Below are 17,344 nucleotides of genomic sequence, written 5' to 3'. Positions count from 1 at the left end.
ATAAAAAAATGAAAAAACAAATTGTACATACAGACAAAGCGCCACAAGCAATTGGACCATATTCGCAAGGTGTAAAATACAACGGTTTTCTTTACACATCTGGACAAATACCTTTCAATGTAGAGAAAAACGAATTGGTTACAACTGGAATTCAAGACGAAGTTCATCAAGTAATGAAAAATGTAATTGCAATTCTAGAAGCTGGAGGAACTTCTATTGATAACGTTGTAAAAACAACTATTTTTGTAAAAGATTTAAACGATTTTAATGCGTTAAACGAAGTTTATGCTTCATACTTTAACGACGAAAATTATCCTGCACGCGAATGTGTAGAAGTTGCGCGTTTACCTCGCGACGTAAATGTAGAAATATCTGTGATTGCAATTGCAGACTAAAATAAAACTATGCTAAAAGACAAAACTGTATTAAGAAACACAATTGCCGTAATTATAGGATTAGCAATAATCTTTGTAATTATTCAATTTGGACTTTTATACAATGCAGATAGATTAGGATGGGATGATAAAGTTTTTCCAGAATGGAGACATATCATCAAATACTTTTCGCACGGAGAAGGAAAAAAACACGAAGTTCAATTTTTTGGGTCAATGCTGGCTATCAGTGGTATTGCAGCGCTTATTGGTGGTGTAATCACAGCAATTATTGTAAGAAGAGCCAAACAAGCATACACCATGTTTGTAGGTTTTATTTTACTAATTGTTGCGCTTGGCGACGTTATAATAACGCCATATCACCCAACTTGGTACGAAATTGCAATTTGCCCAGTTTTATTCTTTTCTTCTTGGATTGGAGGTTTATTTGTCGATTTAATTTACAAGAAATTTTTCAAAAAATCGAAACCTTCAAGTCAATCATTTTAAACAAAAATTATGTCTGAAAAAGATAGAAAAATTAGAGTTGCCATCTCAATTGGTGATTATAACGGAATTGGAATAGAAGTTATTCTGAAAACGTTACAAGAAAAAGAAATGACAGAGTTTTTTACACCTGTTATTTTTGGTTCGACAAAATTGTTATCTTTTCAAAAAGATCGCTTAAACTTTGACAAAATTAATTTTCAAGGAATACAAGATGTAAACCAAATTGTTGACGGAAAAATAAATGTTGTTAACCTTTGGAAAGACCAAATTGATATTCATTTTGGTAAAGTAACCAAAGAAGCTGGCGAACATGCTTATCAATCTTTAAAAGCAGCTGCACAATCGGTAACAGACGGTTTTACGGATGTTTTGGTAACTGCGCCAATCAACAAAGACAATATTCAGTCAGAAGAATTTCATTTCCCTGGTCATACCGAATATTTGGGCGAAGTTTGGGGCGGAAATCCTTTGATGTTCTTAGTTTCAGAAAAATTACGTGTTGGTTTAGTTACACAACATATTCCGGTTCATAAAATTGCAGAAAGCATTTCTCAAGAATCTGTTTATGCTAAAATTCAGCAGATTTACAAAAGTTTAGTAGAAGATTATGCCATTTCAAAACCAAAAATTGCCGTTTTAGGATTAAATCCACATGCTGGTGATAATGGTTTATTAGGAAGCGAAGAAAAAGAAATTATTCAACCAGTTATTCAGCGTTGTATTAATGATGATCAATTGGTTTACGGACCATATTCTGCCGATAGCTTTTTTAATCCTTCTAATTTAGATGTTTTTGATGCTGTTTTGGCAATGTATCACGATCAAGGTTTAGTTGCCTTTAAAACGATTAGTTTTGACGAAGGTGTAAACTATACAGCAGGATTAAAATTTGTGCGCACATCACCAGATCATGGCGTAGCCTACGACATCGCTGGAAAAGGAATTGCAAACGAAGAATCATTTAAAGAAGCAATTTTTTCGGCAATAGAATTACACAAAAATCGTTTAGAGTATCAAGAGTTAACGAAAAATGTGCTACAATCTACCCCTTTGAAATTAGAAAGAGGAGAAAATTAAAAAAAAATAAAATATCATTGATAAAGACTATTTATTTCAAATAAAATAAATTATCTTTGCAGACCTTTTCATGGTATGGACAAGTTAAAAAATTATAATATTGTATTTTCAAGCTTGCCTTTAGGTGAGAATGATTTTACGTTCGAATTATCGCAATCGTTCTTTGATTTATTTGAAATTGAGCAAGATTTTGAAAGTCCTAAGTTGAATATATCAATCAGTTTAGAAAAAAAATCGACAATGTTAGAGTTACAAATCGACTTAAATGGACACATTACTGTGCCATGTGATTTGACTGGAGAATTGTTTCCGCAAAAAATTTCGAATAATGCAGAATTAATTGTTAAATTTGGCGACGAGTTTGATGATACAGATAGTGAAGTATGGGTTATTCCTCGTGAGGATTACCAAATCAATGTAGCGCAAGTTCTTTATGAATTAGCCATGCTATCTGTGCCAACAAAAAGAATTCATCCCGATGTTTTAAACGGAGAAAGTAATTCAGAATTAATTGATTTACTCGATCAGTATAGTATTTACGAAATAAACGAAGATACGACAGACAACGAGTATGATGAAGAAGAAAACAACGAAGGAGAAGATGACGACGATAATGAAGACATTGATCCACGTTGGGCAAAATTGAAAGATTTAAAACCTTAATTGGTTTTATTAGTTAATATAACATATAGAAATAAAGAAAAAAAAGTAGTTAGATATGGCACATCCTAAGAGAAGACAGTCGTCAACAAGAAGAGATAAACGTAGAACGCACTACAAAATCGAAGCTCCACAAATAGCAATCGATAAAACTTCTGGTGAAGCACATTTATACCACAGAGCTCACTGGGCTGACGGAAAATTATACTACAAAGGTAAAGTAGTATTAGAAAAAGTACAAGAAGTTACTGAATAATACAATCTTTGAAAGATTTTGGAGCTGTTTCTTAAAAAAGAAGCAGCTTTTTTTATTTTTTTTAATACCTTTGGTCTTCGTTTAACAAAAATATAACGAACAAGGTCAAAATAAAAACCGCATTATATGGACATTAAAGACATTCAAAATTTAATTAGATTCGTATCAAAAGCAGAAGTTGCTGAAGTAAGTATCAAGCAAGAAGATATTGAGATTAAAATCAAAACGTTACACAGCGTTCCTGCTCAAACAGCTTCTCAACAATTTTATGTACCGCAAGCTCAACCACAATTTAACGCGCCATTACCTCAAGCGCCAGCTGCAGTAACATCTGACTCTACTACGCCAGTTGCTGATGAAAACAGTAACTTAATTACAATTAAATCTCCGATGATTGGTACATTCTACCGCTCTTCAGGACCAGGTAAAGACTCTTTTGTAGGTGTTGGTGATACTATCGCTCCTGGTAAAGTTTTATGTATTGTTGAAGCAATGAAATTATTCAACGAAATTGAAGCTGAAGTTTCTGGAAAAATTGTTAAAATATTAGTAGACGACGCTAGTCCAGTTGAGTACGATCAACCATTATTCTTAGTTGATCCAGCTTAATCTATTTTTAGAATCAAAACTATGTTTAAAAAGATATTAATCGCTAATAGAGGTGAGATTGCTATGCGTATTATACGTACAGCAAAAGAAATGGGAATCAAAACGGTTGCCGTTTACTCTAAAGCAGACGAAACATCTTTACACGTACGCTTCGCAGATGAAGCTGTGTGTATTGGTCCTGCTCCAAGTAAAGATTCATACCTTAAAATGTCAAGTATCATTGCAGCTGCAGAAATTACAGACGCTGATGCTATTCACCCAGGTTATGGATTTTTATCTGAAAACTCAACTTTCTCTAAAATCTGTCAATCAAACGGAATCAAATTTATTGGTGCTCCAGCAGACAACATCGACCGTATGGGAGATAAAGCAAATGCAAAGGCGACAATGAAAGAAGCAGGTGTTCCTGTTGTTCCTGGATCTGAAGGATTATTAGAAAGCTACGAACAAGCTATAGAGGTTGCTCGCGAAATAAAATACCCAGTAATGATGAAAGCAACTGCCGGTGGTGGTGGTAAAGGTATGCGCGCAATTTGGAAAGAAGAGGATTTATTAAAAGCATGGGAATCTGCTCGTGCCGAAGCTGCTGCAGCTTTTGGTAACGACGGAATGTACATGGAAAAATTGATTGAAGAACCTCGTCATATCGAAATACAAGTAGCAAGTGACCAAAATGGGAAAGCTTGTCACTTATCAGAGCGTGATTGTTCTATCCAACGTCGTAATCAAAAATTGGCAGAAGAAACACCTTCTCCAATCATGACAGACGACTTACGTAAACGTATGGGTGATGCTGCTGTAAAAGCATGCGAATACATCGGTTACGAAGGTGTTGGTACAATTGAGTTTTTAGTTGACAAACACGGTGATTTCTATTTTATGGAGATGAACACTCGTATCCAAGTAGAACACCCAATTACAGAACAAGTTACAGGTTTTGACTTAGTACGCGAACAAATTATGTTAGCATCTGGCGAGCCTATTTCTGGTAAAAATTATTATCCAAACGGGCATTCTATCGAGTGTCGTATCAATGCAGAAGATCCGTATAACGACTTCCGCCCTTCTCCAGGTAAAATTAGTTCTATTAATATTCCTGGTGGTAATGGTGTTCGCGTAGATACACACGTTTATGCTGGATATACAATTCCACCAAATTACGATTCTATGATTGCAAAATTAATTGTTACGGCACAAACGCGCCAAGAAGCAATTGCAAAAATGAGACGTGCTTTAGCCGAATTTTATATCGAAGGTATCAAAACAACAATTCCTTTCCACTTACAGTTAATGGATCACCCAGACTTTATTGCGGGTAACTATACAACTAAATTTATGGAAGATTTTGTGTTTGATGAAGCTTACGCAAACTATGGTGAATTTTAAAAAATTCTATCTATAACTCATAAAAAAATCTAGAACATTGTTCTGGATTTTTTTATGCAATAAACTTTCACAATCTATGTCAAAATGACAGAAAAAAGCAATTGGAACGTGATTTGAATATACACGAAAAAGGAATGTTTAAAATTTTTATAAATAGATTATTACAGTAAAAACATTTATTTCAAAATTATCTCGAATAATTGTTAAAATAAAGTAAATGAATTGCTTGTAATCTTAGTTTTTACTATTAAAAATGATTAAAATTTTATACATTTGCACTCCAAATTTAAGGTAGATGAATATTACTAAAAATACAACAGACAATTTAAATGCAGTGTTAACTGTAACTGTTGACAAGGCAGATTATCAAGAAAAAGTAGTTAATGTATTAAACCAATACAAAAAAACTGCAAGTATCAAAGGTTTCCGTAAAGGACAAGTACCAATGAGTTTTGTAAAAAAACAATACGAACAAGCTGTTATTTTAGATACAGTTAACGAAATTTTACAAAAAAGTGTATCTGACTACATCAACACAGAAAAATTATCAATTTTAGGAAATCCAGTTCCTGTAATTAAAGAACAAATTGATTGGAATGCTGATCAATTAAATTTTGATTTCGAATTAGGATTAGCTCCAGAATTTGATGTTGATTTATCTAAAGTAGAAGTTGACAGCTACAAAGTACAAGTTGCTGACGAAGAAGTACAAAAATACGTTGATAACTTTGCTGGACGTTTTGGTTCATTAAAATCTTTAGCTGAAGTTGAAGCTGAAGCTATTTTAAAAGTTGATGCACAAGTAGAAGGTCAAGAAGCTAAACCAACATTTATCCGTTTAGAAGAATTGAAAGATACTGCTGCATTTATTGGTAAAAAAGTTGGTGATGTTATCGAAGTTAACGCAAACACAATTTTTGATACTGCTGAAGAAGCTGCACAACAATTAAATACAGAAGTTTCTGAAGAAGGTGTAAATGTAACATACACAATCAAAGAAATTAACAAAGCAGAAAAAGCTGAAGTTAACCAAGAATTATTTGATAAAGTTTATGGAGAAGGAACTGTAGATTCAGAAGAAGCTTTCCGTAACAAAATCAAAGCAGAGTCAGAAAACATGTACAACAAAGAAGCTGACAAGCAAATTATTAATGATGTTGTTTCTAAATTATTAGATACTGTTTCTTTTGAATTACCAACAACGTTTTTAACAAAATGGTTATTAACTTCTAACGAAAATGTAACTTCGGAAGAGCAAGCAAAAGAGGAATTGGCTAAAATGGACAAAGGTTTACGTTACCAATTAATCGAAGCTAAAATTGCTGAAGCAAATAATGTAGAAGTAAATGCTGAAGAAGTAAAAGAAGCTGCTTTTGCTGCAATTAAAGATCAATTAAAAATGTACGGTCAATCTTCTATTCCAGAAGAAACTTTACAACAAATAGCAATGTCTGCTTTACAAAATCAAGAAGAGTATAACCGTTTATCTTACCAAGTATTTACAGATAAAATGTTAGCTGTTTTTAAAGAAAATGTAAAATTAAACGAGAAAGAAGTTACTTTTGACGAGTTTGTAGACTTAATTACAGAAAAAAATAAAGAATTAGCAGAAGCTTAATTAAAACTTCTGAAAAATTCTTTAACTTTCATTAAAATCTAAATTAATAATGAAGAACGTAGGAGAAGAATTTAAAAAATATGCGGCGTTGGACAAAGGTATTAGCTCTTTACATTTAGAAAGCTACATCCAAAACACAACACCATACATTGTTGAAGAAAGAAAATTAAACGTTGCACAAATGGACGTATTTTCTCGATTAATGATGGATAGAATTATCTTTTTAGGAACAGCTATTGATGATCAAATTGCGAACATCATCCAAGCACAATTATTGTTTTTAGAAAGTGTAGATTCTACAAAAGATATTCAAATTTATGTAAACTCACCAGGTGGTGGTGTTTATGCAGGTTTAGGTATTTATGATACAATGCAATTAATCAAACCAGATGTTGCAACAATTTGTACAGGTATGGCAGCTTCTATGGGAGCAGTTTTATTATGTGCTGGTGCGGCTGGTAAACGTTCTGCATTAAAACATTCGCGCGTGATGATTCACCAACCTTTAGGTGGTGCACAAGGACAAGCAACTGATATGGAAATTACATTGAAAGAAATCTTGAAATTGAAAAAAGAATTATATGATATTCTTGCAACACATTCTGGTCAAACTTTCGAGCAAATCGAAAAAGATGGTGAACGTGATTACTGGATGACTTCGCAAGAAGCTAAAGAATATGGAATGATTGACGAAGTTTTAACACCTCGTTCTAAATAATTTTCATAAAAACAATACAACTAAAAAGGATACTCTAATTGAGTATCCTTTTTTATTTTACAATTACTTACAAATGCTTTTATAGCTTACATACAAACAGAAAAAAAATTGGTTGACTAAAAAACTCTAACGTTGTAGTTTTTTAGCTTGAGTGTTAAAACAGAATCATTATCGATAATTAACAATACTAATTAAGCAGAATATCCATTTCAATTTACTTTATTTTATTACCTTTAATTAAATTAACAAAGAAATTTTTTCTAAATCAATAAAAATAAATAACTTTGCAGCTTAATTAAGCTTAAAAAAATTGGAAGAAAATAAGTGTTCTTTTTGTGGAAAAAACAGAAATGAAGTCAATATTTTAGTCTCAGGAATCGACGGTAATATTTGTGATAACTGTATAGAACAAGCTCATGGCATTGTTCTTGAAGAGTCAAAATTTAATGATAAGAATGAATTGATTAAACCTTTAACATTAAAATCACCAAAAGAAATCAAAGAATTTCTTGATGATTACGTTATTGGACAAGATCAAGCTAAAAAAATATTATCTGTAGCGGTGTATAATCACTACAAAAGAATTTTATTAGACAAAGACAATGATGTAGAAATTGATAAATCTAACGTAATTTTAGTTGGAGAAACAGGAACTGGTAAAACATTATTGGCGAAATCAATTGCTAAATTATTAAACGTACCATTTGCGATAGTTGATGCAACCGTATTAACAGAAGCTGGTTATGTTGGTGAAGATGTGGAAGGAATTTTGACACGTCTTTTACAATCTGCAGATTATAATGTAGAATTAGCCGAAAAAGGAATTGTTTTTATAGATGAAATGGATAAAATTGCACGTAAAAGTGACAATCCATCAATCACACGAGATGTTTCTGGTGAAGGTGTACAACAAGCTTTACTAAAAATATTAGAAGGAACTGTAGTTAATGTTCCACCAAAAGGCGGTCGTAAACACCCAGATCAAAAATTTATCGAGGTAAATACCAAAGATATTTTATTTATTGCGGGTGGTGCTTTTTCTGGAATAGAAAAACACATTGCAGATCGTTTAAAGAAACACGTAATTGGTTTCAAAAATGAAGAAACAAAGGTGATTGATAACCTTTTAGATGAAGTAAATGCACAAGATTTGAAAAATTTTGGAATTATACCAGAGTTAATCGGGCGTTTACCAATTATCACGTTTCTAAAACCATTAGATAAAGGAGCAATGAGAGCAATTTTAACAGAACCTAAAAATGCCTTATTGAAACAATATACAAAGCTTTTTGCATTAGACGGCAAGGAGTTAGTAGTGACGGACGAAACTTTAAATAAAATTGTCGATAAGGCAAATGATTTAGGGTTAGGAGCTCGTGGTTTACGAGCGGTATCGGAAGAAATTTTTACCGATTTAATGTATGAAATTAAAGATTTACCAGAAAAAGTTACAATATAATTGATTGTATGATAACTTTTTAATAAAAGTTTTTATCTTTGTAATGAATTTATTTTTTAAATTTAAAGAAACCCAACCTAAAGCAACATAATAATTATGAAAAAGAATCTACTTGCTTTATTTGCACTTGGTGCAATATGTAGTGTTTCTGCTCAAGACACTACTATCAACGATGCTGTGATTGTTAAAGTAAACCCTAACACCTTATTTTATAATGGTGGGAATGTTAATGTAAAAACAACTACGACAACAGCTACAACTGAAAAAATAATTAACGACGGTAATATACAAGTTCAAGGTAGTTTTAGTAATGAGAATACACTTGGTAAAAATTTTGTAAATAAATATACAAGTACTACCTCATATGGTCAATTAATTATTCCTAATGCAGCTACAGTTACAGGATCAATTGCAATGGAAAATGCTAAAATTGATATTGTTAATAATCAATATTTCCCAATAGGATTACCATTTCAAGGTGCTAAAGTTGAGGATGTTTTCAACAACATGACAGGAGCAAAAACTTTTACTGGTAATTGTGCTGTTAATACACCGTGTGGAGATAATCGATATATACAAACTTTGTTAGTATGGGATGCTACTCAAACAGAGTATGATGCTGTACCTGCAGGAACAGATATTAAACCAGGCTCTAATTATACTGTAAATGTTCAAAATGGTAGTTTCAAAGCTTTTATGCAGTCTGTTACAACTAAGTTTGCTATGTTAGGAAAACCTAATAACAAAACTGCATCTTTTCTTAATTTAGAAAGTGGTATTAAAAATAGTCCTAAAACAGTATTTTCTGACTACACATATGCTCAATGGAAAAACCTTTTTAACAATTATAATGAAGATTATAAATCTTATATAGGTGCTGGGATTGATTCAAATGCAAGATATGGAAAGAATTTACATCGTTTCTCAAATCCATTTACATCAAATTTAGATTTAAGTAATGTTGCAAAATTACAATCTTGGATCTCAGTTATGATTGGAGGAGTAAAAAAAGACCCAACAGATTTATATGATACAACTTTACGTTTCAAAATAAATAGGTTACCTGCTAATTATACTGTTAATTGGTCTAGTCAAACTGGTGGCTCTAATACAGGAGGTATCAGAATTAGTGCATATCTTCAAAAAGGAACTGGAGCAACTCCTTATTTTTGGGCAGGAAATCCTGATGCTTTAATTGTAAAACCTTTTGAATATTTTGAAATTGATTATTATACTTTAGTAAAGGCTGCAAATAATAATAGTAATATTGTTACAGCTAATTATAACATTGGTGATAATCTAAAAACCTTTAAATATGACTTCTCTACAGGATCATCTGGAGCTTTTGCTAGAGGTACAAAAGGAAATTACGATTTAAACGATGAAGCTTTAAAAGAAAGTGGATTAGTAGCTGATAATGATTTTACACAAGTAGAATTATTTTTATTAAATAATAATGGAATACAAGGAGAAGCTGTATATTTTGTAAATGGAGATTTCTATACGACAGGTAATAGCACAACTGAAAAATTATTAGATAACCCTATCTTCTTATATGAAGAAAGTAAAGATGGTAATGTTATTACAACAGCTCAAACATTATTAAACCAATTTAATTCTAAAGATTATGTTGGAAAACCATTAAGATTAGGATTTAATAATTTAAAACTAGGTGATAATTATACAATTAATTTAAGATTATTTGAACACTCAATTTTAAATCAAATTAAAGAATTATCTTTAGGAAAATACTATATTTTAGATAAAGTAAAAAATGAAATAACTGAAGTTGATAGCTCTACTCAAATTAGTTTTACTGCTGATGATAAAATTAATAATCGTTTTGAGTTTTATTGGAATGAAAAACCAACTACTTTAAATACAGATGATTTAAACAAATCAAATGCAACATATTTATACACAGATAATGCTAATAAATATATCCGCTTTGAGAAGAAAAATACAACAGCAAAAATTGAAGTTTTTGATGTGTCTGGAAGATTAATTTCACGAAAAGAAAATGTTAATACTACCTCTGACTATAAACTAGAGTTAGTAAAATCTCCAATTTTATATGTTGTTGTAATTACATATAAAGATGGAAAAGTAGTAAGTGAAAAAACCATTAATCAATAAACCTAGCCATATGAAAAATTTAAAATTATATTTAACTATCTTTATATTCAGCCTATTTACATTTTGTTCTAATACCTTTGCTCAAGATTGTATGCCTGGTGACCCTGAATGTGATCCAAATACTCCTCCTGATCCAACAAATTCCCCAGGAAATAGAAAACTTCCTATAGACGATTATGCACCGTTATTAATTATAACTGCAATTACAATTGCAGGATTAATTTCTTATAAACAAAGAGAATTACTTAAAAAATAAATTCATACTTTTAAACCTCAATCACATGATTGAGGTTTTTTTTATATAATAAACATATACTATGAAAAATAAATTTATACTACCTCTTGTTGTTTTGGGAAGTTCTGTCTTTGGACAGTTTACAGTTTCTGGACAATTAGAGAATTATGCAAACAAATCTGTATTGGTTAAAATTTACGAAAATTCTGATCTTAAATTAATCAAAAATACAAAAACAGATGCGCAAGGAAATTTCTCTGCGAATGTTCCAAAAGAGTATAATGGTTTTGTACGAATTGATTTACCAACTGGTGAAAACCTTTCGTTATTAACGGATAATAAAAATTTAAAATTCAAAACTGTAGCAGGGCAAGATATTATGAATCGATTAGAGATAATCGAAGGTAATACACAAAAAGAGTACAATAAGATTATTGCAATGCAACCATTAAATGAGGTTCAAAATCAAGTTTTTCCTTATTTAATGCAAATGTATAAACCGACTGATGAATTTTATCAAGCAATGATAAAAGAACAAAATCGTATCAATGTTTTAAATAAAGATGCTAAATATTCTGGTTTAGTCGAATACATCAAAACTTTAAACGATTTGAAACAAGCTGCGCAATCTGGAAAAGATACGCAAGCAGTTGATAAAATTGTAACTCATTTTGTAAATGATGATGATCGTTTAGAGCAATCTGGTTTATTTAATGATTTAGTTTTTGCGTATGTAAACACAAAATTAAGTACAGGTCAAGGCGATAATGTTGAAGAAAAATTGATTGCTGCAACAGACGAAATATTAGCTAAAACTGATATTACAACTCCTCGTGGTCAAAATATTTTATCAACGTTATTAAACATTGTTCCAAAAGATCAATATGCTGGTTTTCATAAAAAATATGTAGACAAAGTAAATGGTTTGACATGTAAAATTACAGATCAGTTAAAAAAACGTGTTGGTCAAGCAACTTCTATGCAAGTTGGTAGTCAAGTTCCAAACATTACTTTTGATAAACCGATTAATGGTAAAAAATCTTTATACGACATCAAAGCAAATCAAAAACTAATTGTTTTTTGGGCTTCTTGGTGTCCAGCTTGTCAACAAGAAATTCCTTATATCAAAGAGTTTTACAAAGACTTTAAAGCAAAAGGTGGCGAAATCGTAGCAATCTCTTTGGACTTTGATGAAACTGCTTTTAAAGACGCTACAAAAGATTTACCTTGGTATAATTATACTGATTTGTTACGTTGGGATTCTCCAATTGCAGAGCAATTTAGCGTAAGCTCTACTCCTACTTTATTTTTAGTAGACAAAGACAATAAAATAATCAAAGAAGTACATCATATTTCCGAATTAGAAGCTGCTAAGAAATAACAGTTCTAAAACATATAAAAATAAAAAAGCTATACTCAATCGGTATAGCTTTTTTTTATATCTGAATCTAAATAAATCCTTGACTATTTTTATAATGTATGATTAAAAATATACCTATCAAAATGGTGAATCCCCACAACGAGCTTCCTCCATAACTAAAGAAAGGCAGTGGAATACCTACGGTCGGAAATAAACCTATAACCATCGCGATATTGATAAAGAAATGGAAAAACAATATAGATGCTACGCAATAACCATAAAAGCGTGCAAAACGATTCTTTTGGATTTCTGCGAGATAAAATAATCGTCCCACAAAAACGGCGTAGATCAACACTAAAAATGTGCTTCCTAAAAATCCCCATTCCTCGCCTACAGTTGTAAAAATGTAATCGGTTTGTTGTTCGGGTACAAATCTTCCTTTTTTGATTGTTCCTTGATTGTATCCTTTCCCATACAATTCGCCCGAGCCAATTGCTGTTTTCGCATACAATAAATTATAACCCGAAGTATCGCGGTATTTGGCTTCACCTTCGTACAAAACCATCACCCTTTCTTTTTGGTGTTTAGGTAATTTTTCGAAAATAATTGGTGAAATAAAACTGATAATACTGGTTACTAACAATAAAACAATCGAAACAATAATACTCAGATTTAGCATATTTGCTGCTAAACCAGATTGCGTTTTGAAAGGTGAATTATTAATTTCTTTTTGTTCTGTTAATTTCAAAACAATAATCGGAATCATAGAAATTACGAATCCAATCAACCCAAAAAATACAGTATTGAAAAATATCGGTTCAGAAAAAAACAACGAACGCATCGGAAAAAGATGTCCAAAGGACTCTCGTGTTTCTTCTGATAAATTTTCGACGAAATAACAAACAACAATTAATAATAAAAAGTAAATTGATAATCCAACTAATATTCCGTGCATTGCATCAATCACATCTTTTGTATAATTGAAAGCGAGCATTAAAAGTACAATTACTAAAACGATGAATCCAAAAACCAATAATACATAAAAAGGAATTTGTACAATCGAAATTAGAAAGACAATTAAGCCAATAATTGGTGTTATAATTATCCAAGGATTTAGTCCTTCTCGGTACAATGCAATACTTAATGAACAAAAAATAATAACAGATCCTAAATCGGGTTGAAGTAAAATTAATGCAACTGGAATTCCAATTATAAGCAAAATTTTCCCTATAAAACTGATATCTTTTAGATTAGCATTGGAGTGATTGAGGAAATTTGCAATAAGTAAAGCTGTACCTATTTTTGCAAATTCGGCAGGTTGTAAACTTAGCGGGCCAAACCTATACCAAGCTTTTGCACCGTTAATTTCTTTTCCGACGAGCAATACACCAACGAGTAACAATACCGAAATAATATAAAAAACGGGACTATAAATCTCGAAAAAGTTACGGTTATTTCCACTTGCAATTATCAAAGCTAAAATCATGACCATACCAAGTCCAAACCAAATCATTTGTTTTACGCCCAAATCTTGGTTTACACTATATACGTTCATAATTCCGAAGGTTACGATAATCAACCCCAGAATAAGAACCATCCAATCAATTCCTTGAAGCAATCTGTTTTGGCTCATTTTTACCTTTTGTAGAAACTTTTTTTAACTTTAATGAATCAGCTTTATTAATTACCGAATCTTTTTTAACAGGTTCTATATATAATCCTTTTTTCTTTAAATAATTTACCCATTGACGGTTATATTCTCCGTTTAAGTTACCATTTTTCATACGTTCTAACAACGCAGGACGTTTTATGGTATCTGTAATATATAATTCTGCAACTAAACTCGTCATTGGTCCAGCCCAAGTTGCACCATAATGACCATTTTCTATAATTGCTGCAATTGCAATTTTGGGTTTATCCGCAGGTGCTAATAAAACAAATAATGAGTGATCTTGTCCTTGCGAATTTTGCGCAGTTCCGGTTTTTCCTAATTGTTCAAAATCTCTTACAGCAAATCCACGACCAGTTCCCATCGTAAATACATTGTGCATTCCGCGAAGAATAATATCAAAATGTTTTGGATCGACTAACGTATGTTTTTTAGTTGTATAAGTAGAATCTTTGATTGATTTACCATCTATTTGACGAACAATATGTGGCGTATAAAAGAATCCTTTATTGCCTATTGCTGCAACAAAATTCGCCATTTGCAAAGGTGTTGTATTAACATCTCCTTGTCCCATACCATTAAAAATGATACGATACGGATTCCAAACACCTTCTCCAAAACGGTTATCGTAAAACTCCGAAGTTGGTATTAATCCTTTGCTCCCAACAGGTAAATCTGTTCCCATGAATTTTCCTAATCCGAAACTATTCATAATTGCAGCCCATTGATTCATTCCAACACTATAATCATTTGGATCTTTACGCACAATATCGCGGTAAGCTTCAGAAAAATAATTGTTACACGATTTTCCTATCGCATGCTCTAAACCTTGCGGCGTAAAATACATACCACAGTGACAACCAATTTTCATACGTCCGTATCTAAAACCGTGTTTACACACATAAGTTGTCTCTTCGGACATTGTTCCCATTTGCATACCAGCCAAAGCCGTCATCAATTTGAAAGTAGATCCTGGAGGATAAGAACCTTGCAAGGCTCTATCGTAAGTTGGTCGAGAAATAGAATCGTTAATTAATTTATTTCTCAGTTTAGAATCTAAAAAATCGTTTGGATTAATTGTTGGTGCTGAAGCTAAAGCTAAAATTTCGCCGGTGCTTGGGTCTAAAGCAACAATTGCACCTCGTTTATTTTTTAGCATTTGCTCTGCTAATTCTTGCAATCTGAAATCAATTGTAAGATTAACTGTTTTTCCACTTTTTACGGGACGATCGTATTCACCATTTTTATATGGTCCAACAACATTCATTGTTCTATCTACAATCCAGTTTTTTACCCCTTTTATTCCGCGTAAATCTTTTTCGTACGATTTTTCTACACCCGCAATTCCTACTAAATCTCCTGGTTGATAATAAGTAGAATCTGTTTTTATGTAAGCTGGTCCTGCCTCGTTTATATAGCCCAGTATATTTCCGGCAGAACTTACCATATATTTTCTTTCGGGACGTTTAATAATGCTAAATGCAGGATACAAATACAATTGCTCTTGCATGCGTGCAAAATTTTCTCTCGAAATATTTTTTATAAATGGATATGGTGATAATCGTTTATAGTCTTTTGCGCCAACAATTTTATTCATGATAGAATCAAATTGAAGTGGAGAAATTCCCACCATATTAGCGAATTTATTTTTATCAAAATTATTAATCGCAATTCCCGAATCGTTGATTACTTTTCCTGGAATAACATCTAATTCGTACGAATAAGTGTTACTTACTAATAATTTTCCATTTCGATCTAAGATATCGCCACGGTTTGGATAAACAATTTCTTGTTTGATAGAAGTATTAAAAGCATTAAGCGTGTAGCGATCTGTAAATAATTGTAAATACGCCAAACGTCCTATAAATAGACAAACTATAAATAGGATTAATGCATAAACAATCATTAGCTTTTTCATATTCCAACTTTATTTTTAAATAAAATTTTATAAATAAAGACAAATACAAATGTAATACCTGCACTAATGAGTGCTTTGATTAATAACGGACCAATACCTGTTAGTTTAAAGTTTTCTAACAACAATAAAATAACGTGGTGTGTTAAGATCAATATAATCATGTAGAACAACCATTGTGCAAAACTAAACGAACTGAAAGAGAAAAACTCGATTTCATAATCTTGTTTTCCTGCCAATAATTGGATAATTGGATTTCTTATATAAGCAACAAATGTTAATGCGAATGCATGTATTCCGCCTGTATATTCAAAAATATCGATTGTTAATCCCAATAAAAAAGATAAGATTAATAATGCATATTTATTTTGTGATGGTGGATAAAACAACACAAAAATAATATAAATATAGGGTTGATAGCTTCCTAAAAAGTTAATGTGATTGAATACAAAAACTTGTAGCAAAGCTAAAATGATAATCTTGATTAAATTGATAAAAAAATCTTTATTGAACATTCTTCGTATTTGTTATTGTATCCGATTTCTCTACACGTTGCACTTCAACTTTATTTAGGTTTGTAACAACATAACCTTGCGACAAGTTAGCAAAATCTTGTTTTAGTCTGACCTGAATTTTTAATTCACCCGAAACCTCATCCACTCCTTTACTTACTACTTGCCCGATGATTAAACCTTCTGGAAAAACAGGCGATTTACCATCCGTCTCTATAATATCTCCTCTTTTTACAGGAATATATTTTGGTATTTCATACAATTGCACATAACGTGGATCTTTTCCGTCCCATCTAATTGTTCCGAAATATTGATTTCCTTTGATACGCGCATTGATATTAATGTCTTTATTTAACAACGATATAGCACGAGAATAATTTTTGTCGGCATACGTTATAATTCCTATTACACCATTATTTGTAATAATACCATCACCTTTTTCTACACCATGATTTGTCCCTTTATCAATTGTTAAAAGGTTTTGTGTTTTGATGATTGAATTATTAATAATTTCTGCAGGAATAAATGAATAGGTTTGATGATAACCCAAAGAATCTGTTTTTACAAATTTCTTTATTTTAGCATCTTTAATGCCTAAATGCAGTAATTGCTCGCGCAAAAATGCATTTTCATCAAGTAATTCACTATTTGTTTGAGGTAAATTAACAAAATTTGTCACCTTCGCAATTTTATCGTCCACATAACCTGTAAACGAAGTGCTTGCAGAGGCAAGAATAGTTTCGTGATAAATGTTTTTCTTAAAGACAAGAAACAACGCAATTAACTCTAAAAAGACAAAAATTAATAGCATTCCATTTCTTCTAATCGCATTCAGAATATATTGCATTGCTCT

The 17,344-nt window shown here is 31.5% G+C and carries 17 protein-coding genes; 13 read left to right on the top strand and 4 right to left on the bottom strand.

What is annotated here, in order from left to right; all coding sequences use genetic code 11:
- Positions 1–8 precede the first annotated feature (8 nt).
- The 13 genes from BM072_RS02505 to BM072_RS02450 all read left to right on the top strand — a co-directional run bounded on the left by BM072_RS02505 (position 9) and on the right by BM072_RS02450 (position 12,416).
- Positions 9–395, top strand: a complete 387-nt coding sequence (locus BM072_RS02505) for a RidA family protein (RefSeq protein ID WP_092906237.1) — start codon at positions 9–11, stop codon at positions 393–395.
- A 9-nt stretch (positions 396–404) separates the two neighbouring features.
- Positions 405–881 (top strand): hypothetical protein, encoded by a 477-nt coding sequence (locus BM072_RS02500; protein ID WP_092906236.1) that lies wholly within the window; start codon positions 405–407, stop codon positions 879–881.
- Between the two features lie 9 nt (positions 882–890).
- The gene (pdxA, locus tag BM072_RS02495; protein ID WP_092906234.1) at positions 891–1,958 is read left to right on the top strand and encodes a 4-hydroxythreonine-4-phosphate dehydrogenase PdxA; all 1,068 of its coding nucleotides are present in this window, start codon (positions 891–893) and stop codon (positions 1,956–1,958) included.
- A 75-nt stretch (positions 1,959–2,033) separates the two neighbouring features.
- Positions 2,034–2,621, top strand: a complete 588-nt coding sequence (locus BM072_RS02490; protein ID WP_092906232.1) for a YceD family protein — start codon at positions 2,034–2,036, stop codon at positions 2,619–2,621.
- Between the two features lie 55 nt (positions 2,622–2,676).
- Positions 2,677–2,874, top strand: coding sequence for a 50S ribosomal protein L32 (gene rpmF / locus BM072_RS02485; protein ID WP_092906230.1), 198 nt, complete (start codon positions 2,677–2,679; stop codon positions 2,872–2,874).
- 126 nt (positions 2,875–3,000) lie between these two features.
- Positions 3,001–3,483 carry an acetyl-CoA carboxylase biotin carboxyl carrier protein gene (gene accB, locus BM072_RS02480; RefSeq protein ID WP_092906228.1) on the top strand — a complete coding sequence of 161 codons (483 nt, stop codon included), beginning with the start codon at positions 3,001–3,003 and terminating at the stop codon, positions 3,481–3,483.
- A 21-nt stretch (positions 3,484–3,504) separates the two neighbouring features.
- On the top strand, positions 3,505–4,869 hold the full coding sequence (accC, locus tag BM072_RS02475) for an acetyl-CoA carboxylase biotin carboxylase subunit (protein WP_092906226.1): 1,365 nt from the start codon (positions 3,505–3,507) through the stop codon (positions 4,867–4,869).
- A 295-nt stretch (positions 4,870–5,164) separates the two neighbouring features.
- Positions 5,165–6,487, top strand: a complete 1,323-nt coding sequence (locus BM072_RS02470; RefSeq protein WP_092906224.1) for a trigger factor — start codon at positions 5,165–5,167, stop codon at positions 6,485–6,487.
- A 49-nt stretch (positions 6,488–6,536) separates the two neighbouring features.
- Positions 6,537–7,205, top strand: a complete 669-nt coding sequence (clpP, locus tag BM072_RS02465) for an ATP-dependent Clp endopeptidase proteolytic subunit ClpP (RefSeq protein ID WP_092906222.1) — start codon at positions 6,537–6,539, stop codon at positions 7,203–7,205.
- A gap of 310 nt (positions 7,206–7,515) precedes the next feature.
- Positions 7,516–8,664 carry an ATP-dependent Clp protease ATP-binding subunit ClpX gene (clpX, locus tag BM072_RS02460; RefSeq protein WP_092906220.1) on the top strand — a complete coding sequence of 383 codons (1,149 nt, stop codon included), beginning with the start codon at positions 7,516–7,518 and terminating at the stop codon, positions 8,662–8,664.
- A 96-nt stretch (positions 8,665–8,760) separates the two neighbouring features.
- A complete protein-coding gene (locus BM072_RS02455; protein ID WP_092906218.1) occupies positions 8,761–10,800 on the top strand; it encodes a hypothetical protein in 2,040 nt (679 codons plus the stop codon).
- Between the two features lie 10 nt (positions 10,801–10,810).
- On the top strand, positions 10,811–11,056 hold the full coding sequence (locus tag BM072_RS15400) for a hypothetical protein (RefSeq protein WP_125112886.1): 246 nt from the start codon (positions 10,811–10,813) through the stop codon (positions 11,054–11,056).
- Positions 11,057–11,117: 61 nt separating this feature from the next.
- Positions 11,118–12,416, top strand: coding sequence for a TlpA family protein disulfide reductase (locus BM072_RS02450; RefSeq protein WP_092906216.1), 1,299 nt, complete (start codon positions 11,118–11,120; stop codon positions 12,414–12,416).
- 67 nt (positions 12,417–12,483) lie between these two features.
- On the opposite strand, the gene rodA is transcribed toward BM072_RS02450, so the two are convergent.
- The 4 genes from rodA to mreC are packed head-to-tail and all read right to left on the bottom strand — an operon-like array spanning position 12,484 to position 17,338.
- Positions 12,484–14,028, bottom strand: coding sequence for a rod shape-determining protein RodA (gene rodA, locus BM072_RS02445; protein ID WP_092906214.1), 1,545 nt, complete (start codon positions 14,026–14,028; stop codon positions 12,484–12,486).
- On the bottom strand, positions 13,997–15,982 hold the full coding sequence (locus BM072_RS02440) for a penicillin-binding transpeptidase domain-containing protein (protein ID WP_092906212.1): 1,986 nt from the start codon (positions 15,980–15,982) through the stop codon (positions 13,997–13,999). Before BM072_RS02440 ends, rodA begins: the two co-directional genes overlap by 32 nt.
- A complete protein-coding gene (gene mreD, locus BM072_RS02435) occupies positions 15,979–16,494 on the bottom strand; it encodes a rod shape-determining protein MreD (RefSeq protein WP_092906210.1) in 516 nt (171 codons plus the stop codon). Before mreD ends, BM072_RS02440 begins: the two co-directional genes overlap by 4 nt.
- Positions 16,484–17,338: a rod shape-determining protein MreC gene (mreC, locus tag BM072_RS02430; protein ID WP_092906208.1), complete on the bottom strand. Its 855-nt coding sequence runs from the start codon at positions 17,336–17,338 to the stop codon at positions 16,484–16,486. Before mreC ends, mreD begins: the two co-directional genes overlap by 11 nt.
- Positions 17,339–17,344 lie beyond the last annotated feature (6 nt).

Origin of the sequence: Algoriella xinjiangensis (assembly GCF_900115015.1) — a bacterium.
Lineage (GTDB): Bacteria > Bacteroidota > Bacteroidia > Flavobacteriales > Weeksellaceae > Empedobacter > Empedobacter xinjiangensis.
Note: the sequence above shows the minus strand (reverse complement) of the source record. Positions and strands in the feature narration are given on the sequence as shown.